This is a genomic window from Chryseosolibacter indicum (assembly GCF_018598585.1).
Classification (GTDB): domain Bacteria; phylum Bacteroidota; class Bacteroidia; order Cytophagales; family Cyclobacteriaceae; genus Chryseosolibacter; species Chryseosolibacter indicus.
Genome location: NZ_JAHESD010000068.1, coordinates 1 through 23713, shown reverse-complemented (window position 1 = coordinate 23713; position 23713 = coordinate 1). Strand labels below are relative to the sequence as shown.

Sequence of the window (23713 nt, the reverse complement as noted above, 5' to 3'; positions counted from 1 at the left end):
CAATTTTTTAACGTGTTTAATCGCAACTTACATGCATTATGCAGATAATTAACAGCATCAACATCTGATAACATTTTTCAATAAATTCATTTGGAACTTATTCTAATCAAGCTTTTTTAAAAGGAAATCAAATGTCATTTCAGGTGAATTTGATTGAAATGGTATTTAGCTGATCCGCAGCGATGGCAAGATGTATTTCTGTGCACAAAAACCCTCCGAAGTCGGGTTCTGGAATTTTGGAAACTCTCAACGAAGTGACCCTTTCAATTAGGTTGAGCGTAGCGAAAACATTGCTTGCTCCTGTCAACACCTCATCAATTTTTCTCCTCACCAGCATGCTTTAATAACGTCTTGAAGAGTAATTACTTGTGAAGTAGAAGGATCAAAGATTCAATCCCTCGCTTGCCGTTTTCGAACCACTAACTAAATTGAATCAGAAATCACAAGGTGCGTGATTACTTCATTGACTTACTTACTGGTGAACGATTAGGTGAGTTTGATTTTCTTCGCTTCTGTTTTCAATTGCAAATGAACTTGTTGCAAAAGATTTACAATCCCTGCCGGGGCTACCTCAAGCGTCTTTCTTAATCAGAAGGCGCTTTTTTATTGAGTCTCAATTTCCCTGTCACCCTACATATTCGAGTCCCCACTTATATAGTTCAGAAATAATTGGTTCTAACTTTTGACCCTTCGGGGTTAAGGTATACTCTACAGTAGGAGGCACCGTTGCATAAACCTTTCTAACCACAATGCCGTTCGTCTCCATATTTTTTAATTCCTTCACCAGCATTCGGGTGTTAATATTAGGAACAAGCCTCTCTAACTCACTGAAACGCTTCTTACCCGGAAACAAAGCATAGATGATCGACATAGACCATTTTCCTCCTATTACACCTAAAATTTCCTGAAGAGCACATTTCTCTTCACTTTTTTCCATTTTTTTATTGCTCATAAATACTTGACTATAAGTAAGACTTTACTTTGTGGTATTACTTTACATCCGTGTTCCTACTTTCAAAAGTAAAGTGTCCTGATTTGCTTTGCAACTCATTGTAATCATTATGGAAAACTCATTTAAAGGACAGGTTGCCCTAGTAACAGGAGGAACAAAAGGCATTGGTAAGGCCATTGCTGATAAATTAACCGCCGCAGGTGCCCAGGTGGTGGTTACTGCACGAACAGCACCAACAGACACAAGCCTACAAAACTTTATAGCAGCAGATCTTACTCAACCTGACTCGGCTGATAGGATCGCAAAAGAGATTTTGAATAAATATGGCCGAATTAACATTATTGTGAATAATGCAGGCGCTAATTTAAGTCCTGGTGGAGGCTTCAGTACCCTATCAGACGAACATTGGTATAACGACTGGCAACTAAACTTTCTGTCTATAGTGCGTATTAACAAAGCGTTACTACCTGCCATGATTGAGCAAAAGCATGGTGTAATCATAAACATTTCGACAGGTGCTGCAAAACAACCCATCTGGGAAATGACCATGTCCTACTCATCAGCAAAAGCAGCTTTGAATGTATATAGTAAAGCGCTGGCGAGCGAAGTAGGCTCAAAAGGTATCCGTGTAAATGTAGTGTCGCCTGGTGTGGTTAAAACGCCATTGATGTTGGAGTTTATTGAAAACTTAGCAACATCTTCTCAGATAACGGTAGACGCTGCCTTTAAAGCTGTAATGGATAAAGTAGGTGTGGCCATGGGCCGAATGGCGGAACCTGAAGAAATTGCGGACCTCGTTGCGTTTCTTGCTTCCCCTAATGCAAATTATATCACCGGTGCTAATTATTCCGTTGATGGAGGCGCATCACCTACTGTTTAAGGGAAAATCATAAGCTTGTACATATATCACAGAACTAAAAAGATCCTTTTATCGCTTTTATGTAACAAAGGTGATGTGTTATTCCCGATCAGGAATTTTTGACATAAGAAACCCCGGGTTCCAACTCAAATGTTCCTGATCGGGAATATCTTCCTTAATTACTTATTTCTACAACTTCACATTCTCTCTTCATCAAGCTATATCCATCCGGAGAACATGTTGATAACATCATACATTCGTAGTAGATTCGATGTAGGTTCGATGTAGGTACGAGAAAAGGCCATTTTCTCGATCCTACAACGTGTTTACGCTGTATTTACGCTGTTTCTACGATGGATTCGCAATGTATTCCGAAGCTTTTCGATGTGTTTGAAGGTAATGTTCTGTTTAGGTTGGCAATCCTTCGCATGCTAGCTTTTTCCAATAATTTCCTTTCGGTGTTGAATTCCCCAGTCGGTAAGGTTATTGATTATCGTTCTTAAGGTTAGGCCGTGCTTGGTTAGTTCATATTGAACAGTAACTGGGTGGGTATCCAAAACAGTTCGTGCAATCAGTTTATTGGTTTCCAGTTCCCTCAATTCTTTGCTCAACATCTTGTTGGATATACCCGGTATATCATCCAGAATATCTGAGAATCTCCTTTTGTTGTAATGGCAGATCGATGAAAGGATATAAATCTTCCATTTCCCATTCAGCACGTCCATTGCATCATGAATTGCCCTCATTTGTTTTTTGCGATCTTCATCAAACTCCTTTTTACACTCATTCATGCTTATGGTAGTTGGTAACCTCAAGGTTACTGTTACTTTTTGTTACTCTGTATCAAAAGTAAACAAAACATATCTAGGTTTGCATCAGACAATAAAAAAATGAAATGAATAAGTTAAAAAACAAGGTAGCAGTAGTAACGGGGGCTTCAAAAGGAATAGGAGCGTCTATTGCTAAACATTTTGCTGCAGAAGGTGCGAAGGTAGTTGTCAATTATGCTTCAAGCAAAGAAGGCGCAGATGAGGTAGTAAAAGCCATTACTGATAATGGTGGCATTGCAATAGCTGTGCAGGGCGATGTATCAAAAGAAGGAGATGTAATCAAGCTGTTTAAAGAAACGAAAAGTGCTTTCGGTACTTTGGATGTTTTAGTAAACAATGCAGGTATTTATCTGTATGAACCTGTCGAAAATGTTTCGGCTGCGTCTTTTCATCAGCAATTTGATATAAACGTTTTAGGGTCTTTGCTTACGATTCAGCAATCGTTAAAACTGTTTAGTGATAAGGGAGGCAATATTATCAATATCAGTTCAGGAGCCAGTAAAACACCTCTTGCAACAGGATCAGTTTATTCTGCATCAAAGGCAGCTTTAGATGCCATCACTATTTCGTTATCGAAAGAATTCAGCGGTAGAAAAATACGTATCAATTCTCTTTTACCCGGCGTGGTGGAAACGGAAGGTTCGCGTAGTGCAGGCTTTATTGGTAGCGAGGCTGAAGCAAAGTTAGTTGCCAATACTCCGCTTGGCCGCACCGGACAGCCCGAGGACATTGCAAAGGCAGCCGTGTTCCTTGCTTCTGATGACGCAGCATGGATAACAGGAGAGATGCTCTCTGTTTCAGGAGGTATTTATGGTGTGTAAAATTTTGTGACGTTTAAATTGATTTAGTATGAGCAAATTGAAAAATAAAGTAACTGTAGTTACAGGCGGAAACAGTGGTATCGGATTAGGTATTGCTGAAGCTTTTAGAAATGAAGGAGCAATAGGTGCAATTACCGGAAGAAACGAGGCTACGTTAGACAGTGCAGTAAAGATGCTGGGTGAAAACTTTATTGGTATCGAAGGAGATGTAACGAAGTTTGATGACCTGGAAAACATATTTAGAAAGACTGCTGATAAGTTTGGAAAGATTGATGCGTTGGTAGTAAATGCAGGTGGTTATGTTGATGGTGTTCCATTGGCTTCTATCACGGAAGTTACTGAAGAGAATTATGACCGTTATATGGAGGTGAATTTGAAAAGCGTATACTTTTCGGTGAAGAAGTCATTACCGTATTTGAATGATGGTGCGTCTGTCATTCTTATCGGATCTACCGCAGCGCATCGTGCTGCACCTGGGATGACGATTTACGGAGCTGCAAAAGCTGCAGTCATTTCATTGGCTAAAGGTTTATCGCTGGATTTGTTGCCGAGGAAAATACGGGTCAACACGCTTTCTCCTGGCTCTATTGATACACCTGTTTTTGGAAAACTTGTACCTGAGGAACATATAAAACAGGCAAAACAAGCCTGGATAGATATTACGCCTTTGGGAAGACAAGGCCTTCCCTCAGATATCGGAAAGGCTGCCGTATTCTTAGCTTCTGATGATTCAGCTTTTATATTGGGCACAGAAATCCTAAGTGATGGCGGACTCACCAATATCAACCTGATGAAGTAATTTATTTGAGACTTCACTTTTATCACGCGTACTGATTCGAAATAAGAGGAGTCGGAACGCGAGATAGGAATCGCTCGCATATTTCACGATAGCTAGTGCGTTGTGAAATCACAAATACTGATCCGTGCTGTCTTACAACAGTTGGGAAGTATGATATAAAGAAAGGGCGGCCCTTTCGAGTCGCCCTTAACTAACCCAAACATTATTATTCGTTAGCTGCGTTAGGTTTCAGCAGCGGATTGGCATTTAATACACGATTAGGAATCGGGAAGATCGTCATGTCTTTTGAATCTTGTGGTTTATCCCACCACTCATCGCCAAAACGATTCCAGCGCACAAGATCCGTTCTGCGATGGCGCTCTCCAAGAAACTCCCTTCCCAACTCATCCACAAACTCATCGTCAGTAAGTTTTGCAAGGTTGGCTTCGTAGCTGTTCGCAGGCCAAATCGCATCAGGATAATTTCTCTTCCTGACAGCATCAAGCAATACTGCAGCACCACCTTTATCTCCCGCACGATACTTACATTCAGCCAGGGCGTAATAAATTTCTGCCAGTCTGATCTCGGGTGCTGAATTAAATTGAAATAAGTTGTGTGTTAAAGGAAGCCACGGAAACTTCAACAATCTGATTCCTGAATTTTCCTCTCCGGTTGTAACCTGAGATCCTTTAGCTAGTCCTTCTGCTCCTTCAGAAAATCTTCCTACCTGATCGACAAAAATTAATGGTTCTTCATTGTATTCTTCGGTTCCGTTAACAGGCGTAGTGGTGTAACCGTAGCCTTGTGCTTCATTAAATTCAAATTGTGGCCCCACAAGGAAGAAGCCTTCGTAGTCACCAGAGGTGGAGGTTGTTACGAATGGTTGTTTTCGTTTATCGCCATCAACGTATTTTGCAAAAGGCTTTCCTAATTTGTACGTGTACTCGTTGCCCTGGAGGTCGAGTGATGGTGTAAGGTGAATTCCATTATATCCACCCCAGTCGTTGTCCAGGCTGTACCGTGCCTGGTAATGCATCATGGCATTGTACATCCAACCGAATTCATAGTTGTTCTTTGAGTGAGGGAACTCAAGAATATTTTCTGGTGAACGATATCCATTAATTCCAGAGCGGAATGGTCCACGGTAATCAGGGTCGATGTTATAAGTCCCGTAAACACCATCGATAATTTCCTGTGCTATTTGTGAACATTCTGTATATCTCGGCGTGCCGATCCATGCTTCAGCATTTAAATAAAGTCGAACAAGTAAGGCAGCGGCTCCTCCCTGATCCCAACGACCGGCTCTTCCATTTTGGGGTAAGCCTGGTAATGATTCTTTCAATTCCTTCTCGATGTATACAAATACCTCTTCGGGTGACGATTGTGCTTTTACTTCACCCACGTTTTCAACAATTGGCACGGCGCGAAAGAAGTCGATGAGGAAGAGATAGAACCATGCGCGCAATGTTCTGAGTTCAGCAAGGTGCTGTGCTTTATCTGTTTCAGTTAAGCTAAGAGATGAATAATCCAGTTTCTGCAGGTCACCAATAATGAGATTGCATTGACCGATTCCCTGGTAAGGTCCAATCCACCCACCGTAGATATGACTATCGTCAGCGTTCCAAGCATGACGGTGGAGTCTTAGCCAATCGCCGCCATCAAAACCATGTTTACCTTTTTGTGTCCATACAAATTGGTCTGCAGTTAGTTCACTAATTGACCAACGGTCACCGTCCCATCCGGTCCAATGGCCATGTTCATACGGCCTTGTTACTGCAGCAATAACGGAGTTCTTATCCTGGTAGTAAGTATCTGAAGTTAACGTGTCAAACACCTCTTCATCCAGGTTTGTACAGGCTACTGTACATAAGCACAATACTGTAATTAACGATTTAAATATTTTCATAGCAGAATTCTTTAGTGATATGAACTTAGAATGTTACCTGAACGCCCAATGAGTAGTTTCTTACCACAGGGTAAACATTGAGGTCTCCAATACCAGGTTCGAGTCCTGTAATCTCAACAGTTGTAGGATCCAGACCGGTGTAGTCTGTAATGGTGAAAACATTTCGAACAGTAGCATATAACCTCAGGTTGGAAATAACACCATTACCAAATTGTGGTGACCAACCCAGCGTTAAATTGTCGAGTTTAAAGAAATCGCCGTTTTCGAGGAAATAGTCGGCGATTACTTTGCCAGACTTGATGTGTGCATTTCTGCCGTAGGCATCCTGAAGTAAGTTCACTGCTGGCTCGGCGGTAAGGCCATAGTACATCTGATACAAATTCAAAATCTTGTAATCAAATCGACCTCTGAAGTAGAGCGTGAGATCAAATTGTTTATAGCGGAAGTTATTTCCCCAGGCGATTTCATAATGTGGTGCACCATGGCCAAGGTATGTTTTATCAGTAGAGGTTCCGTTAGAAGCCAGAATTTTATCGCCACCTGCTCTTGCATCTTTCCATATCATGATGTTTCCGCTTTCGTCTACGCCTGCATATCGGTAGCCATAAAAGCTTCCTATCTCTATACCATCTTCGAGACGTTGTGCATTACCAGGATTTCCGGGTGAGGGAAGTCCGCGGCGTTCCATATATCCTTTGGTAAATGTTCCGTTGGAGAATTTATCCAGACGGGATTTTACATAGAACGCTGTAAGGTTAGTGGTGTAGCGAAAATCGCTTTTGTCTATGGCAACCCAGTTTATACCAAGCTCAATGCCACGGGCACTTGTAGTTGCTACGTTGGTAAAGATCTGATCGTGCAAATATGGAGGAACCGGTGCATCGTAATTGGTGATTACATCTTCGCTTCTGCGAATGAAGGCATCAATGGTTCCGGTTACTTTACTGCCGAACAAACCGAAGTCAAGACCAATGTTATACGATTTTTGTTTCTCCCACCTCAAGTCAGGGTTAGGGTTATTGGCTGGTCCATAAACTTGTATCCACTGGCCTTCGTCATTCTGCCAACGGCCGTAACCGGTATAACGAGAAAGTGATGAATAGCGAGGGAACCCGGAACGGCCATTAACACCATAACTTACGCGCAGTTTTAAGTCATCGATAAAACCTACGCTACTGATAAAAGGAAGGTTAGATAAACGATAGGCAAATGCTGCAGCGGGAAAAACACCCCATTTGTTGTCTCTTCCAAACTTGGTATTTCCTTCATAGCGCAGCGAAGCCATGAGCAGGTAAGTGTCATTAAAATTGTAATTGGCCCTGCCGAAAAAGGCAATTACTTTTTCTTTGCTTTTCCATGAATCCATACCAAGTCTTCCTTCCTCACGGTTCCATAATCCTGCATCTATATTGTTATAACCAAAAGCATCAGAGGGAAAGTCAGCATTTTCAGCATAGAAGCCTGCGTTGTTAAACTCCTGGTAAGAGTATCCGCCTAGCAACTTAATGTCATGCTGATTGAGTTGCAAGTTGTAATTACCTAACCATTCCAGTGTGTAATCGGTCCACTTTTCATTTTCAAGTCTGGCGCGTCCTGTTCGGTTGTTGTCTATCGATTCCTTAGCGTCTGAGGTGTAGTATTCTCTTTTTAGTTCATCGTGGCCTTGTCTTGCTATCTTTAGTTGTGTGTTAAGATTTTTGGTTAGGTTGAGCTGAACGTTTAAATCGATGATCGTGTATTCCTGGTCTGCACCATTTTCCCGGGTCTTTAAATTTTGCACAGGATTATAAACATCATATCCAAACATCGGTGCATACTCAGAAGGATTATTTGGATCATATACAGGTAATGTTGGGTTAAGCTTAACAGCTTGCTGAAATACACCATAGTTTGTGTATTCTTCTTTAGCATTGCGATAGGAGATGTTTCCGTTAAACAGAAGTAGTCCTTTTAAAGCTTTTTGCTGGAAGTTGGTTCTGATACCATATTCTTTTCTATCTGAAGCGATATCGATACCGGACTTCTCGCGATAATTACCCGAGATTCTGAATGTACTATTTTCTGTTCCGCCACCCACAGCCAGTGAGTGATTTTGACCAAAGTTGTTGGTGCGAATCAATTCGTCATACCAGTTTGTTCGTGCGCCACGATCAATATCTCTGTTGTTAGCAACAAACTCTTCAGGTGAAAGTATATCAGGTTTGGCAGCTACCTTATCATGATCGAAGAAGCTATCATAGGTTACCGCTACTTTACCTGCCTTCCCTTGTTTAGTAGTGATGAGGATAACCCCGTTGGCACCTCTCGAACCATAGATTGCAGCTGCGGAGCCGTCTTTCAATACAGTGATCGATTCAATGTCCTGCTGTGCAACGTTTCTTAAATCTCCACCTGGCATGCCGTCAATGATAATCAGCGGGCCATTACCTGCATCAATGGATGCAGCTCCGCGTACCTGAATATCAGTTTGTCTGTTCGGATCGCCTGCTGCGGGATTTGATATGGTCACTCCAGGTACTTTGCCATCAATCATTTGTAATGGGCTGTTGAAGGCACCAGGCAAAAGATCTTTGTTGCTTACTGTAGCAACGGCACTGGTCAGATCTTTCTTTTCCTGCGTTCCGTATCCTACGACAACTACTTCCTGTAACGAGACCAGATCTGACTGAAGCTGCACGTCGAGAACACTTTGATTATTTATGCTTACTTCCTGAGAGGCAAAACCAATAAATGAAAATACAAGAACAGTGCTTCCGTCAGGTACGGATATAGCATACACCCCCTCACTGTCTGTGGTAGTACCTATCGTAGTGCCCTTTACGAGTACATTAACTCCAGGAAGAGGAACATTGTTTTCATCTGTTACCCTTCCTGAAACTCTTGTTTCCAAAGTAGCACTGCCAATCGTCCTAGTCTCCTTATCAGTTGCGTCTCCCTCTCCATATACATTTATGGCAGAAACATCTTTATTGGGAAATGGTCCTTTTATTTTCTTTAGCACGATTTGTGTTCCTTTGATGGTCCAGGTTACATGCGTATCTCTGAACAGCTCTTCCAGCGCGATATTAATCGATACCTCCTTTAATGAGAGATTCACCTTGCGCGTAACGTCAACTGCTTTGTGGTTATAAAAGAACCTATAAGGTGTTCTGTCCTCAATGGTATTGAGAACATCTTTCAGCATCGTTCCTTCAAAATTCAGGGTTATTTTCTCGGCTTTTCCAGTGGTATCGGCTTGAACTTGCGCTACTTGCAGACATGTGATTAACAACAGTAGCATGGCAATTTTAGATTTTAAGCGCGAAAATCCTTCCATGGCATGGCCAGGGCCAAACCGTAAAATTTTTTTCATATTTTTACAATTGGTTAATAATGAGTAGAAAAATTATTAATCGGCTGTGACATCTATCCCTGATGCCGACAGCGGAAGTCGGTACGTGCTGCGAACACTACCGACTTTTAAACTGTATCTTATATCTTATTATTCATAAAGTTTAGATTTTGGTTTAGGTTTTAATCGTTGCAGAAAAGACCAGATAAGATTACCTCGTCTCCTCTGATATCATATTCAATTCCGTCAGATGCTTTAAAAAGTTCAAGCACCTCTACCAATGTCAGGTTATCTATCTTCGCGAAGAATCTGCACTTCAGTGCCCTCTTATCTTCAACAACAAATTTTATATTATACCATCGTTCAAGGGCAACGATAATGTCAGATAAAGGCTGATCTTCAAATACTAACTTTCCGTTAGTCCAACCCACGTAAGCATCTGTATTTTTTTTATTGTCGAGTAAAATGTTGTGGGTAGACTTATCGAACACCGCTACTTGATTAGGTGCCAGTGTAAGTTCTTCAGATGATTCTTCATTGGCACTCAGTGTAACCTTTCCTTCGACTAGCGTAGTTTGAATGAAGTTGTCATTATTATATGATTTTACATTGAAGGAAGTTCCCAATACTTTTACCATGATGCCATTGGTGCGAACGATAAATGGTTTTGCGCGATCTTTAGTGACACTAAAAAATCCCTCACCTTCAAGGAAAACCTCACGTGTATTCTTGTCGTCGAATGAATTGGGAAATGACAATTTACTTTCGGCGTTGAGCCAGACTTTCGTTCCGTCTTCAAGCGTAATAATGGTGCGCTGTCCTTTACCTGTTGCCTGGTGGTTGTAGTCGTTACTTCCGGGAATTAAGCCTGAATTGCCAGCAAAATAAAAAATCACGTAAGTGCTAACAGTTAACAGAACTAATGCTGCTGCAATATTCCACCATCGCTTTCTGTTTGCGGGCTCGGATAAGGGCGGGGAAGATGGAATCACTGTGAGATGTGAACCATCAGGACGACCTGAAATAGATTGATCTATTCTTTTCTTTAGGTTGCTGATGCGGGATTCGAAGATATCCTCCTCCCTGAACTCCAATACTCTCAGAAATTTTCTGGCTTCTTCTATCTCGGGCTGCTTGTCGGGATATTGCGCGAGAAACTCATTCCAAAAAGTGTTAAGGTTCCCGTCAGGAGAATACACCCATTTCTGAAAGAGTTCGTCCTTGATAAAATCGCCGGCTTTGTAGTTCTGGTATTTCATGCTGCAGGGGCTTTGAGCCTCTCTATACAGCTAGAAGCAGTCGCGCTGATTTTTACACCATTTTTTTTCTACTTTTTTACAATTTGATGTTACTCCGCAGAATATCAATGGCTTTTCCGATAAGATTATAGGCTGATTTGATCCCCAGATTCATTATCTCTGCGATTTCTTCGTAAGATACTTTCTCGTAAAATTTAAGATAGACGGCTTCTCGTTGTCTTTTGGTAAGCAACGATAACGCCTTAGATAACTTATCTCTTTGCTCGAGCGAGACCTGATCCTGAATTATTTTAAACTCTTGTGAAAACTCTACTTCCAGTTCGTAGTCTTCAAGTGTGCTCTCATCTACTATAATTTCGTTTATCCCGGCAAGGTTTCTAACAATCTTTCTGCGTAAGCTTTTTAGTAAATAGAATTTGATACTTGTAACATCTGATATTGATTCTCGTCTATGCCACAGCTCTACAAATAAATCTTGTATCGAATCCTCAACTACTCCTGTATTCTTTGTGATTTTAGCTCCGTATGCGTAGAGCAGTCGAACGTATTTTTCAAATACATAGTCAAGGGCTTTTTTATCTCCCTGTTTAAACAACTTCCATATGTCGCTGTCAATTTTCTCCTGGCTGGTCCCCGATTTATATAAATACGGAGACTCAGGCAATGACGAAGCCTGAAGATGTTCTTCCGATTTAAGCGTAGGTTCCACGAAACTTGAACTGGTTTAGGTAATTCGAAGTTAGAGAAATACTTTAGGTTTGCAAACGATTTAATCGCGGAAGGCAAAACACGAGGTTTACATCAATGTTTCAAGCAATGTTAAAGCTGGTATAAGGAGGGTGTGTGTTGTGTGTGCTTTAATCTCTCACAACGTGTACGCACTTGCTTCTTAAGAGGGAAGGTATGCGTTGTGCGCAATTCCCCTGAGTCATCAGATTTATGCTAAAGATGAGCAAATGCTCTTTTGGTTCTCGCCGCCCGGAGCTCATTAAAACTTCTTCTCCTATTACATACACAAGGTCTTCACTTGTTCTTCGTATAGATTTTAGTTCTCTGGAAATGTTTATAATGTTGCTTCTATCAATCTTTTGATCCAGATCCTTTCCTGAAAACTGTTTTAGTGCAACTCTGCCTGTACTGTAAAATGCTTTGTATTCTTAGTTTCTGCCACCGCGATTTCGTTTTGCAGGATCAATTGCTGAGGATCGGCTGTAAAAGAAATGTTTGTGTTTATGCCTGCAGCGTGTTGATTCCTGTGAAAAGGGTAAGGATTGAGAGTATGCTTTTCATTTAGGTTTTATGAAAATAACCTAATGAACAATGTTTAATTGTGTTGATATAATTTAAAATGATTACGTCAATACACTTAACCCTTCCTGAAGCACTCTTAATAGCTTTTTGTTGTTACATTTCTTTATGGTAATAGCCTGGCACCGATTAAACTCAGCGAATTTTATAATTGCTTTGATAAGTTTATTTAATGTTGTTCCTGCTATATCGACAGATTCGAAATGCAGGTTATTGATCATTAATACTGATTTCTTTCGGTCTGCTTTAGAATCCATACGCGCAATAAAGGTGTCTCCTGCAAGTATGGGTAAAGAGAAGTATCCATACTTTCTTTTTGCCTCCGGTACAAAGCATTCTACCTGGTAGTCAAAGTCAAAGAAGTCTTTCAGTCGGTGCCTGTAAACATTTAAGGGATCAAACGGTGAAAGAATAAATACCTCCTCTGATAAAGCAATCTTCTTGTTTACATATTCCGGCAACATGTAGAGCGGTGATGATTTAAAATTCTTAATATCTACGCTACAAACTTCTCCTGCTTCAACAAGTTTCTGCAGTTCGGTTTTTACAGTATGCTTTACGTATCGCCCCCGAAAGGCAATCTCTTTCTGGTAGGCTATACCAAGGGCTTTTAATGATCTCATGATTAAATGCCGGGAGTATGCTTCTATCGTTACATTTGTCGCATCTACATCAGGTGGCAGTACATTTTCCGGCAGGTCATATATTTTTTGAAAGTCCTTTCTTTGTACAACCATCAATCTTCCATCAAGGTGCAGCCTTTCCAACGCAACCTTTGATGGACGCCAATCCCACCAACCTGTACTTTTGGTAACGCGATCATTTTCGAAGTCTTTTGCCATAAGAGGTCCTTCTCTCCCAATTCTGTCGAGCACATTTCTCATGAGGTTTATTTCTGCCTGAGTTAACGATTTTCTTCTCGCCGCAAAGCTTTCTTTTACGGGTAACGAGAAACGGAAATCATGCATGGGGAGATAGCCTGCGGCGTAGGTCCAGAACTCAAAAATTCGCCCTTCGGTTTGAAGTTGATCCAGCCACTCGGGTTTATAATCAGGTACGCGTGATGCAATGGTATGATGATGTGCCCGCTCGATAACATAGTTTGAATCGAGCTGTACAAAACCAAGGTGATCTATCAATTTAAACACTGCCTCTATGCCCTTGCCAAACTGTGCCCGTTTTGATAGTCCGGCAGCGTGAAGAATTATTTTGCGTGCTTGTGATTTTGAGAGAACAACTGATTCCATATCATGAATTAATAACTTTTTCTACTTATAGAAAAGCATCTCAATGTCGTATATGGAAACAATACGAATAAAGTTATAAACTATTTGGATTTAATCAGGCAGCGGAAATAGTAATTCAAATGTGGTTCCAATTAATGGTTTGCTATGCACCTCAATAATGCCTGAATGGTTTTCCATTGCTTTTTGCACAATGGCTAACCCAATCCCCGTGCCTTCATACTCCTGTTTAGGATGCAGCCGATGAAAAACATGAAAAATTTTCTCTGCATGTTGCTGATCAAATCCAATCCCATTATCCTTAACGGCAATAGCCTCATACATTTTTCCTGCCCTGCTAGTTCTTTTATACCTGATTTCTATTATTGGAGCTTTATTTGGAATTTGAAATTTGATACTGTTCGATATCAGGTTTTGGAATATCTGTCTTAGTTGCGTTTTGTCTGCGTTAATAATTGGTAAGACGTCTGCTTCAATAGTTGCTTTTTTCTCTTGGATTAAACGTTCAAGATCATTTTGTACTTCGCTTATTATGGTATTTAACGACACATTTTCAAATTGTTTTTTACCATTACTGATTTGCGAATAAATCAATAAATCGTTAATCAATACCTGCATCCGACCTGCAGTTACGCTAATCTTTTCCAGATAACCGTTTATTCCCGTACCAATTTCATTGCCAAAACGGTTTTGTATTAAATTACCATAAGTAATGATTTTCCTTAAAGGTTCGTTTAAGTCATGCGAGGCAACATATGTAAAACCAGATAATCGTTCGTTTGATGCTTGAAGTTCATGAATTGCGTTCTTTAGGGGCGTGATATCATTAAAAGCAATTACAATTTGGTTTGCTGTTACTTTGTTAACTGAAGTATCGTACCACCGGTCTATATTATCCCCTTTATAATGAAGTTCTTCCCTTATAGCCTTGCCGGAATGTAATACCCTGCAATTTCTTGCAAATAACCCCAATGGTACTGTACTGGGAAAAGTTTGAATAAATGACTTTCCTACGAGTTCTTCTCTTTGTTTTCCTGACATTCTGCAGAATATATCATTCACATGAGATATAATAAAGTCTACAACCCTATCATTTTCATCCCTTACTGCATCTAATGTATAAACCCCATTAATAGAAGAATTTAACATGAGGTTTAAAAGGTGAGATTGTTCCTCGATTGTCTTCTCTTTTTCCTTTAAAACAGTTATGTCAACGAAATTTGATACTAGCCCGTCATCTAATTTTGATAATGATACTTGGAACCATCCATTTCGTTTGCCCTTGTTAAGAAGAAATGTATCAGTATAGATGTTACCTGTTTCAATTACTTTCTTATGCAGTTTAAAAAATTCAGATGACCTTAAATCTGGTACTTCCTCACATAAATTTTTACCTACAATGTCATCTGGTAAATCAGCAATCTGTATTCCCGGTGGATTTGCAAGTACAATCTTTAGATCTGTTATTTGGTCATCCATATCTCTCACCGCTGTTGCAGCCATAATTCCATTAGTAGAATGTCTTACTACGCGGTTATACCATGCGGCTTGTGCGGCTAATTTTTCTGTGAACTGCTTTGTTTCATTAATATTTAAGTACGTCGCAATAATTTTATCTTCATCTACTTTATCTACGGTAAGCAGGAACCAACCTCCAAATACTTCCAGGTAAATTTCCTGGTTAAATCGTTCACCTGTTTCAACTACAGAAGCAAGGACATCAATTAATCCGTTTGTACGCACCGCCGGATGTAATGTACAATAAGTCAATGTTTGTATTTCTTCTTTTGGCCTTTTCAAATCATTTGCGATCTTCTCATTTACCATTAAAAGCGCAAAGTCTACGATTTTAGAATTCATGTCCCGCAAAGCCTGGCAAAACACAATGCAGGTAGGAGAATTATTAATGATCTTGTTAAGTAAAACAGCTTGTTGTTCTCTTTCTTGTTCAGCCCTTACTTCTGTCGTGCGGTCCCGAGTAATGCTAAGGATACCGTTCACTACTTTGCTTCTTTGAACGTTAAAATACTTGTCAAATCCTGGGCTATAATAAGTAAACTCAACAGGATCACCGCTATTCCAAACCTTTAAACACTGTTCAAAAATGTGTTCTATAGATGTTCTATCCATCAGGCCGGAAGTGAGCAGGGTAGTGCCAATAATTTTAGATCGCTCCTGACCTAAAATTTTACTTGCTGCAGCATTGCAGTATCTAACATTGAAGTCTATAACTAAACTTTCATTGGCATCGCTAAAAATGGGACTAAACCATACAACAGAATCAGGTTGATGACTAAAGAGTTGTGAGATTAGTTTCTCATCCATTGTTTCCATTGTCATAAATACGCCTTCTTCAAAAGTCCATTAAATAGAGAACATTCTCGCAATATCGAAAAAATTATAGCCTTAATTAATAAAGCAGCTTTTTATTTAAATGTTGGTTAACGATTTCTTCCAGATCCTGTAGTGTCAAGTCTAAATAGTCAAGTAGCCCGCTTAAGAGTTCACTTCAAATGGCTTTCGGAAAATTTATTTGTTTAATGATTGGTGATGTCTTTTAGACAAGGAGAAATGGTGTTATTAATTCCGAAGTCTACTAACACATTCTAATAACATGCTATCCTCTGTTTTGTTATTACATTTTTTAATTACTTCACTACTAAAGTTACAACAATATTGTTGCGCGTAGCATTTGAATAAGGACAAACAGCATGTGCTTTTTGCGTCAGCTCTTCTGCTTTTGCTTTGTCTACGCCAGGTATTTCAACCTCCAGTGTTACCTCAAGACCAAAGGCTCCGCTTTCCTGTTTCAAAAGGCTTACCTCCGCCGCAACGGATGTTGTGCCAGCTTGTACTTTTTCGGCACGTATTACATGACTCAATGCACTATCAAAACAGGCCGCATAACCTCCTGCAAATAAAATCTCAGGATTGAGATAACTTCCTGAAGGGCCACCCATTTCTTCTGGAACACGGACATCGATATCAAGTGTGCCATCTGCTGATTTTACATGGCCACTTCGGCCGCCTGTTGCTGTGGCTTTCGCTGTATATAATTTTGCCATTATTGTTCTTTTGCGTTTATAATGTTGATTCTATAACAATCTTGCCACAACAGTGTTTCAATAATTTTCGGAATAAAGACTGTCTAAGTAATTTTAATACCGAAGCAGCTTGTAAACCAGCCTGTTATATTTTTCGTATATATAAATTATTCTTTCCTCTATGAAACTTACAACATCTAAAGGACTACCATCAATAGCAGAGTTAAAAGACATTCTCAGGCAGGAGTTTTCTTCTGATTATTCTTACAGGCTGTTTGGGCTCGGAAAAGAAAAGACTCTTATAGTAGGAAAATCTCCTTTGGTTGGAGCGCAAATTTCTATACATGAAAATGAGGTTACCATACAACCTACGCCGCCAACATTACCAGCAGCTTTCTTTGTGTCGTTTGTCAGTATGACTGAATTTGTTGTTTTGCTTTTGCTCTTTGTAGGTATCAAATTAAAATCTCCATGGAAGGAGTTTGAAAGAGATATAAGCAAATTTCTTTACAAGAAATACAATTAGCTATTGGTATAGATATAGGTGATAGACTTTTGGTTCGTTTGTAAATATCACTACATTTAACCCATTAAAATCTCTTTATAAATATTGATCTATTAACGCCGGAGCAGCTCCGTGCAATAAACCGCTCTGACCAAGAGAGCTGAACATAATATTGTCAATTTTATAAAAGATTTAAATGAACCCTATCAATAAAATTGCCGTAATCGGCGGCACAGGTAAAGCAGGAGTGTTCCTGATCAAATATCTTCTTCAACAAGGCTATATTGTTAAAGCACTTGTTCGAAATCCAGCAAAGCTCAATTATCAACATCGTCATATTGATTTGATTACTGGAAATGTTACAAGCTACGAGAATGTGAAAAGTCTGATCACAGGATGTGATGCTGTTATCAGTACTTTAGGGCTGGGTTCTCCTCCAAGTGAGGCTACTGTTTTTAGTGAGGCAACAAGAAACATACTCCGGGCAATGACTAGCACTGGAGTAAAGCGGTATGTTGCAATTGCAGGTTTAAATGTTGATACGCCGGGAGACAATAAAGGACCTGAGACAAAGGCTGCGACGCAATGGATGTATAGCCACTATCCTGACTCCACCAAAGATAGACAGCTTGAGTACAACTTGTTACGAGATAGCAGCGTTGAATGGACTTTGGTAAGGCTTCCGATAATTGAACAGACTGATGTAGAATCGGAAATAGCTGTCTCCCTTAAAGATTGCCCTGGTCAAAAGGTAAGTGCGACTTCACTGGCTCTTTTCCTCATTAGTCAATTGAAAGATAAGACTTACATAAGAAGCGCTCCGTTCATTGCTAATGTCTAAATTAAAAAAAAACAGTGGGCTTAGGCTCACTGTTTCTCCGGGGTTTTAGTTCAATCCTTCAACACTGAAGTAAGCTGTGCGTAAAATTCAGTAGATTGTTCATACATCGGAAAGTGTCCTGAATTATTTATCCAAATTACTTTAACAGATGGTCGGAGTAGTTGCAGTTCATAGGTGCAAAATGCAAGCACGTCCTGTCTTCCGCAAACAATGTGAATAGGACCTTTATAATTATTAAGCGATGCAGATACATCAAAATTCTTTTGCATATCCTTTAACATGAGTTGTTGCATCTGTGGATATTGCTTTACCTCAATTTTATTGAATAATGAATCCAGCTTATTTTTATCATAGATATAAGCCAGGCGTGCTGTTTTTCTGAAGGTAATTGAATCGCTTTTAGAGGCAGTTCCCTTTTGACGCTTCTCGGATAGTGTCATTAGAGTTTCTAGCTCGTGCTTGCCCAACCTTGACGAAATGTTAGCCTGCAGCACAGCGAAGTTCTTGCTCCATTGATTGTATGGGCCGGGCGATAGCAAGTAAAGTGATTCTACCCTTTGCGGGTTTAGTGCTGCAAAGTTCATCGCAAGCATTGCTCCCCATGAATGGCCAATAATCTTTGCCTTCTTTACATTCAGGTGATCGATTAAATTTTTTAAGTCAGTGGTAAGGGCTGAAACATTAATGGTAGTGGAGTCAAGTTTGTTGGGTATGCTTCTTCCCGTTCCGCGTTGTTCAGGGAGAATAACGGTGTAATGCTTGCTCAACGCTATTGCTACATCGCGCAGTTGACTGCAATCATTTCCTGGCCCTCCGCTAAGAAGAAATATCACTTCACCTTTTCCATACTTCTGGTAGTACAATTTACCGTAATCGTAGTTTATGAAGAACGATTCCTGTGCAAAGGCAGAACGCGTAAGCGCTATTACGAACAAGAAAATATTAGCGGATCTTATCATCATTACGTGAGGAATATTATGGACGAAGGTATTACACTGCTACCATTAAACGTAATAATAAAGTAGAAGGATTACTAGTGATGATAACTGTTGTTTCCTTCTATAAATATAAAAAAAGGGGCATGTTCTGCCCCCTTTACTTTGTAATAACATCAATACTATGAAGTTTGAACCTCATTGATGTTTTTTATGCCTGGAATGTTCTTCTTTGCATATTCGGTAGCCTTATCAGTAAGGTCCTTAAGTGATTCACCGGCAGAGCTTACAAATTCCTTTCCCTGATCGCTGTAAAGAAAGTAAGCTATTGCTGCACCTATTGCTGCTCCACCTACGGCAGCAAGTAATATTCCATTTTTATTCATGACTATTTTCGTTTTATTACCTGCCTCTTGGATTTAAAACTTAGTGCCATCCAATAGTGTTGCTTCTGAAAGTGGCTGTAACATGCTGTATTAACAGATAAAATGTATTAGGGCCGGATGTTGCGCTACCATCTAAATACCTGTTCTTTCGTGGTTTTGATTTGAATTCCCTGATAATACACGGGTTATGCAGTACGCGCTGGAATCCATAACGAACCAGACATTCTTTATTTTCTTCAGAAAAGACTTCCATATTACATGTGTGAAGTTTCACCTACGTATCGTCTGGTAGCCAAAGTACAGTACTATATCTTTGACATAGTCATTCTGTAAAACAGTTTGATGAGTATGGCACAGTAAACCCCACTAGTCCCCACTATTTACATGAGAAAGCATTGGAAGGATAGTACCATTAACTATACAATTCTGTCTGTTGTTTCATTGATTATTCTTGTTTCGTTTGTTGTAACTGCAGTGACTAACCCACTGAAGATAAAGCAGTACTTTACAAATTCCCGTTAAGGATCCCACCTTCCTCCTTTGGTGAGTTGATTGTTCTTTAGTAACACACTTCTTAAATACAGTTGTGCAGTATACGTATTACGTGTCAGTAATTTATTTAATAATTGTTAGATACTTTCTCTAATCCGTATTTTAACGACTTGTATTCCCTTTGTAAAGTTTTTTCCTGAACCAATTCGCAAGATTAACCAGGAGGATTAAAGCAGGCACTTCAATGAGAGGACCAACAACTCCTGCAAAGGCTTGTCCAGAGTTAATACCATACACGCCTATAGCAACAGCAATGGCCAATTCGAAATTGTTGCCTGTGGCAGTAAAAGATACAGAGGCGTTCTCCTCATAGTTCGCGCCGAGTTTCTTGGCCAGCATAAAACTTAAAATGAACATCACAACAAAGTAGATAACAAGTGGTAACGCAATTCTTAAGACGTCCATTGGTACATGTATAATCATCTTTCCTTTAAAGGAAAACATGATGACAATAGTGAAGAGTAGCGCAATTAGGGTTAAGGGACTGATTTTAGGTATAACCTTCTCCGTATACCATTTCTCACCCTTTGCTTTTATGAGTATGTATCGCGTGAGAAAGCCGCCAATGAAAGGGAAACCAAGATACAGGAATACGCTTTCTGCCACGTCACGCATACTTACATTCACTATTGATCCTTCAACACCAAAATAGGGAGGTAATACAGCGATAAAAAGCCAGGCAAAAAAGCTATAGAACAATACCTGGAAGATACTATTAATAGCAACTAAGCCTGCTGCGTACTCTTTATCGCCCTTTGCCAGGTCGTTCCATACCAATACCATAGCAATACAACGTGCCAATCCAATTAAGATCAACCCTATCATATAATCTGGGTTATCCCCGAGAAAAGTAATTGCAAGGATGAACATAAGGATAGGACCAATAATCCAATTAAGAACCAATGACAGGGAGATTACTTTAAGATTTTTGAATACCCTCCAGATGTATTCATATCGCACTTTCGCAAGCGGAGGGTACATCATAACAATGAGGCCGACGGCGATAAGAACATTTGTTGTGCCCATCTGAAACCTGCTCATAAAATTTTCTACAGGTAGAAAATTTCCCAATGCTACTCCAGTAACTATGGCTACGAAAATCCAGAGCGTAAGAAAACGGTCAAGAAAACCAAGTTGCTTTTGTTTACTCATATTCAAGCAGGAAATTTAACTTGTGAAAAAGCAAACAGAATCTCTGTACCTATTTGGTCAACTCTTTCTTTATATTTCATTGCTTCCAGGGGGGTATCGTCAAATATTTTGGGATCATCGTAGGTAATGGCAATGCGGGCAGAGGCTCCTGGTATAAAGGGACAGTTTTCATCAGCGTGAGAACAGGTCATTACCGCAGCAAAATCATTACTATTGTTTATCGGGTCGCTGTACTTTTTTGAAAAAGCCTCTATGCCTGGAGCTTCTTCTGAAAAGATAACAGTATACACAGGGTTTTCGCCATCACTAACCTTGGAAATTGCAAAGCCTGCTTCCTGCATGGCCTTCACAGCACGATGGTTAAAAGCAGTGGCTTCTGTGCCTCCCGAGTAACAAGTTACCCCAGGTATACAGTAATAGTAGGCTGCGGTTTGTGCCCAGAGCTGTGAAAGATGACTTCTGCGTGAATTATGGGTACAGATAAAGTTCAGATCTATATTCTTGCTCTGTTGAAGTTTGTTTTCAATAAACAACGTAAGTTGCTTCAGTATTTGTTTTCGTTCGACCGAAATCTCATCGAAGTGTTTTATAAGACCTTCTACAGTCGGCACCAGGGATGGTAGTAATACCGATTTTTTTATTGATGTCATTATTGGTGTATATAAAGTAGTGTTTAACAGTTATTGGCAGCAACCAGGTCTACAACATGTTTCTTTTTTAGCATACACCGTTATACTAAAGATTCCTGTTTTACCTGCGTTGAGGTCTTTGGCTTGCACTGGTGTAACAAAATTTAGTAAAATCTCTTCCGGCAGAATTATTGGCTTTTCCTTTTGTATAGTAATGTTAGTAAACCCGGCTTGTTTAATTATTCCTAAATATTCATCTTTTTGAATGGCCCCTGCTACACAACCTGCATACATTTCAGCAGACTGCTTTAAGCCATGAGGAAGGTCTCCCATCAATACAATATCAGAAACACTGAAGTGCCCATCTTTCTTTAGAATTCTGAATATCTCTGAGAAAGCTTTTCTCTTGTCGGGTACCAGGTTCAATACACAATTGCTTACAACTACATCAGCAACTTCTCCGGCAAGTGGCATGTTTTCTATATCGCCCTGCCTGAACTCAACATTCGTATAATTTAGTTTCTGCGCGTTAAGCCTTGCTTTCTCAATCATTGTATCGGTAAAGTCTATACCGATAACCCTTCCGCTATCACCAGTAACAGCCCTTGCAACAAAACAATCATTGCCAGCTCCGGATCCGAGATCAACAACTGTATCACCTTCTTTTATATTTGCAAATTCCGTTGGTAAACCACATCCCAGGCCAAGGTCGGCTTCGGGCACGTATCCCTTTAGTTCGGCATAGTCATCAGCCATAATGCTGTAGTCTATGGTAGAGCAACAAGCTGAACCACAACAACTCGCACTGTTAGTTTCTTTACTTTGTTCAGCAATCTGTCTGTATTTTTCCTTGACAAGTTCCTTTAACTGTTCTGATGTTTCTGTGTTCATAATTTACTTTTTGAGTTTATCGTAATATTGCGATGAGATAGGGTAAAAAAATATCAGCAACAACTGTTGCCTTTATAGCTTTGGAACAGCTCAAGCAATACCTTGCTGGCCTTACTCCAATTTTTTTCGTCAATACAATAGCAAACACTTGGCCCTTCAATGTCACCCTTTATAAGGCCCGCCTTTTTTAATTCACTTAAATGTTGAGAAACCGTTGATTGAGATAAAGGTAGTTGGTCAACGATATCGCCACATACGCAGGCTTTTGTCTTTATTAGGAATTGAAGTATTGCAATTCTTGCAGGATGCCCCAACGCCTTTGCAATGGAGGCGAGTTCATTTTGCGCTTTTGTAAATTCTTCTGCTTTTGTCAATCCCATAGATATTCACATTATCGTAATATTACGATTAAAGGTTTCAATATCCTGAAAAAAATGTAATCATTGATTTAAACCATGGTATTTCCCGCCTTCTCTCAGAGTTTGAAGCTCCTTTTAGTCTTAGACCTTAAAATAACGGCCAATTAGAAGATGATCGATCCGTTTGTCCTCATTTCCTGAAAAAGTCATTCTGTCCTTAAAATAGACCCCTTATTACCTCTGTCTTGGCGTATTCCTTTATGGAATGCCATGCATTTTACCTACCCTAAAGGTTCTTCAAACCCGTTTTTAAGGGCTGTTTAACCCTACAGCGAACTAAATGTAATCAATAGGTAAGTTATAGTTGACCCGTAGATAACCCGTCTCTTTAAGGTACGGGTTATCTACGGGTTATATACGGATTATATACGGGTTATCTACGGGTTATCCTGTGGTAAAACGGCGGGCAAACAAGGATTGAACCTTGGTTAAACCCTGGATTAAACCAGGGAAAAAACAGGGTTTAAAAGGGAGAATTTTTGGAAAAAGGGGATGTTGCGGTGCTAAGGACGCGTGAAGCGGAGGAAAAGTTGAATGCTTTGGTATTAACCCTATTTGCTAACCCACCTGGTTATACAACATGGTTTGTGGAGTTATAAATGTGGGATATCAGGCTGAAACATGAAAAAGAAAAGTACCGAAAGTATAGGCCGGGCGTTACCCTATAAGCTCTTCCAAGTATTATTGTGTTGAAGTGATTTTTTTTTAATTTTTTTTCCTCAGCGATTAGAAGCAGGCCTTTTCATCTGAAAGGAGTTGAAATTACTTTAAAACTGCATGTTAAAAACTGTGCCATAGCCGTTTAGTGGCATCATTGTTTACAAGAAAACGATAGACAAGATTTACGCTAACCGAAACGTTGTTTTCTTCTCTAATTGAGAATGTTATCTTCGTTAATCCCCCAGCAGAGTAAACCGGTTCTCCCGCTTCCGGTAGTTGTTTTAACATGAAAACCTTTTACGGGGCTTACATTACTTATGAAAAACACGTACGAGCAATTAACTGCTGTAGTTGGTACAAGAGATAAAAAATTGAATATACTCGTACCTGTCACTTATAGAGATCTCCGAG

At 39.9% G+C, this 23713-nt stretch carries 22 protein-coding genes; 5 read left to right on the top strand and 17 right to left on the bottom strand.

From position 1 onward, the window contains the following. Positions 1–625: 625 nt before the first annotated feature. Positions 626–937: a winged helix-turn-helix transcriptional regulator gene (locus KK060_RS21000; RefSeq protein ID WP_254155972.1), complete on the bottom strand. Its 312-nt coding sequence runs from the start codon at positions 935–937 to the stop codon at positions 626–628. Positions 938–1061: 124 nt separating this feature from the next. On the opposite strand from KK060_RS21000, the gene KK060_RS20995 reads away from it, so the two are divergent. Beyond that, positions 1062–1832, top strand: coding sequence for an SDR family oxidoreductase (locus KK060_RS20995; RefSeq protein ID WP_254155970.1), 771 nt, complete (start codon positions 1062–1064; stop codon positions 1830–1832). Positions 1833–2242: 410 nt separating this feature from the next. Here the strand turns inward: KK060_RS20995 and KK060_RS20990 are convergent, their stop codons facing one another. Next, the gene (locus KK060_RS20990) at positions 2243–2602 is read right to left on the bottom strand and encodes a winged helix-turn-helix transcriptional regulator (RefSeq protein ID WP_254155968.1); all 360 of its coding nucleotides are present in this window, start codon (positions 2600–2602) and stop codon (positions 2243–2245) included. A 104-nt stretch (positions 2603–2706) separates the two neighbouring features. On the opposite strand from KK060_RS20990, the gene KK060_RS20985 reads away from it, so the two are divergent. Next, the gene (locus KK060_RS20985) at positions 2707–3462 is read left to right on the top strand and encodes an SDR family NAD(P)-dependent oxidoreductase (RefSeq protein ID WP_254155966.1); all 756 of its coding nucleotides are present in this window, start codon (positions 2707–2709) and stop codon (positions 3460–3462) included. A gap of 28 nt (positions 3463–3490) precedes the next feature. Continuing rightward, complete coding sequence (locus KK060_RS20980) at positions 3491–4261, top strand: glucose 1-dehydrogenase (protein ID WP_254155959.1); 771 nt, start codon at positions 3491–3493, stop codon at positions 4259–4261. A 205-nt stretch (positions 4262–4466) separates the two neighbouring features. Here the strand turns inward: KK060_RS20980 and KK060_RS20975 are convergent, their stop codons facing one another. The 7 genes from KK060_RS20975 to KK060_RS20945 form a co-directional block, all read right to left on the bottom strand. Continuing rightward, on the bottom strand, positions 4467–6146 hold the full coding sequence (locus tag KK060_RS20975) for a RagB/SusD family nutrient uptake outer membrane protein (RefSeq protein WP_254155957.1): 1680 nt from the start codon (positions 6144–6146) through the stop codon (positions 4467–4469). A 25-nt stretch (positions 6147–6171) separates the two neighbouring features. Further along, positions 6172–9498, bottom strand: a complete 3327-nt coding sequence (locus KK060_RS20970) for a SusC/RagA family TonB-linked outer membrane protein (RefSeq protein WP_254155955.1) — start codon at positions 9496–9498, stop codon at positions 6172–6174. 161 nt (positions 9499–9659) lie between these two features. Then, complete coding sequence (locus tag KK060_RS20965; RefSeq protein ID WP_254155953.1) at positions 9660–10736, bottom strand: FecR family protein; 1077 nt, start codon at positions 10734–10736, stop codon at positions 9660–9662. A 76-nt stretch (positions 10737–10812) separates the two neighbouring features. Beyond that, entirely contained in the window at positions 10813–11445 is a 633-nt protein-coding gene (locus tag KK060_RS20960) for an RNA polymerase sigma factor (protein ID WP_254155951.1), read from the bottom strand. 643 nt (positions 11446–12088) lie between these two features. Then, positions 12089–13291, bottom strand: a complete 1203-nt coding sequence (locus KK060_RS20955; RefSeq protein WP_254155949.1) for a winged helix-turn-helix domain-containing protein — start codon at positions 13289–13291, stop codon at positions 12089–12091. Between the two features lie 90 nt (positions 13292–13381). Beyond that, a complete protein-coding gene (locus KK060_RS20950; RefSeq protein WP_254155947.1) occupies positions 13382–15613 on the bottom strand; it encodes an ATP-binding protein in 2232 nt (743 codons plus the stop codon). Between the two features lie 323 nt (positions 15614–15936). Further along, complete coding sequence (locus KK060_RS20945; protein WP_254155945.1) at positions 15937–16353, bottom strand: organic hydroperoxide resistance protein; 417 nt, start codon at positions 16351–16353, stop codon at positions 15937–15939. Positions 16354–16513: 160 nt separating this feature from the next. On the opposite strand from KK060_RS20945, the gene KK060_RS20940 reads away from it, so the two are divergent. Next, positions 16514–16858: a hypothetical protein gene (locus tag KK060_RS20940; protein ID WP_254155943.1), complete on the top strand. Its 345-nt coding sequence runs from the start codon at positions 16514–16516 to the stop codon at positions 16856–16858. A gap of 175 nt (positions 16859–17033) precedes the next feature. Continuing rightward, positions 17034–17678: an NAD(P)-dependent oxidoreductase gene (locus KK060_RS20935; RefSeq protein WP_254155941.1), complete on the top strand. Its 645-nt coding sequence runs from the start codon at positions 17034–17036 to the stop codon at positions 17676–17678. Between the two features lie 50 nt (positions 17679–17728). Here the strand turns inward: KK060_RS20935 and KK060_RS20930 are convergent, their stop codons facing one another. The 8 genes from KK060_RS20930 to KK060_RS20895 form a co-directional block, all read right to left on the bottom strand. Beyond that, positions 17729–18640: an alpha/beta fold hydrolase gene (locus tag KK060_RS20930; protein WP_254155939.1), complete on the bottom strand. Its 912-nt coding sequence runs from the start codon at positions 18638–18640 to the stop codon at positions 17729–17731. Positions 18641–18795: 155 nt separating this feature from the next. Beyond that, positions 18796–18999, bottom strand: coding sequence for a hypothetical protein (locus KK060_RS20925; RefSeq protein ID WP_254155937.1), 204 nt, complete (start codon positions 18997–18999; stop codon positions 18796–18798). 40 nt (positions 19000–19039) lie between these two features. Further along, a complete protein-coding gene (locus KK060_RS20920) occupies positions 19040–19252 on the bottom strand; it encodes a hypothetical protein (protein WP_254155935.1) in 213 nt (70 codons plus the stop codon). Between the two features lie 401 nt (positions 19253–19653). Beyond that, entirely contained in the window at positions 19654–20703 is a 1050-nt protein-coding gene (gene arsB, locus KK060_RS20915) for an ACR3 family arsenite efflux transporter (RefSeq protein WP_254155933.1), read from the bottom strand. A 2-nt stretch (positions 20704–20705) separates the two neighbouring features. Further along, on the bottom strand, positions 20706–21353 hold the full coding sequence (locus KK060_RS20910; RefSeq protein ID WP_254155926.1) for a low molecular weight phosphatase family protein: 648 nt from the start codon (positions 21351–21353) through the stop codon (positions 20706–20708). A 30-nt stretch (positions 21354–21383) separates the two neighbouring features. Then, entirely contained in the window at positions 21384–22223 is an 840-nt protein-coding gene (locus KK060_RS20905; protein WP_254155924.1) for an arsenite methyltransferase, read from the bottom strand. A gap of 53 nt (positions 22224–22276) precedes the next feature. After that, positions 22277–22603, bottom strand: a complete 327-nt coding sequence (locus tag KK060_RS20900; RefSeq protein WP_254155922.1) for an ArsR/SmtB family transcription factor — start codon at positions 22601–22603, stop codon at positions 22277–22279. An 819-nt stretch (positions 22604–23422) separates the two neighbouring features. Beyond that, positions 23423–23590 carry a hypothetical protein gene (locus KK060_RS20895; protein WP_254155914.1) on the bottom strand — a complete coding sequence of 56 codons (168 nt, stop codon included), beginning with the start codon at positions 23588–23590 and terminating at the stop codon, positions 23423–23425. Positions 23591–23713 lie beyond the last annotated feature (123 nt).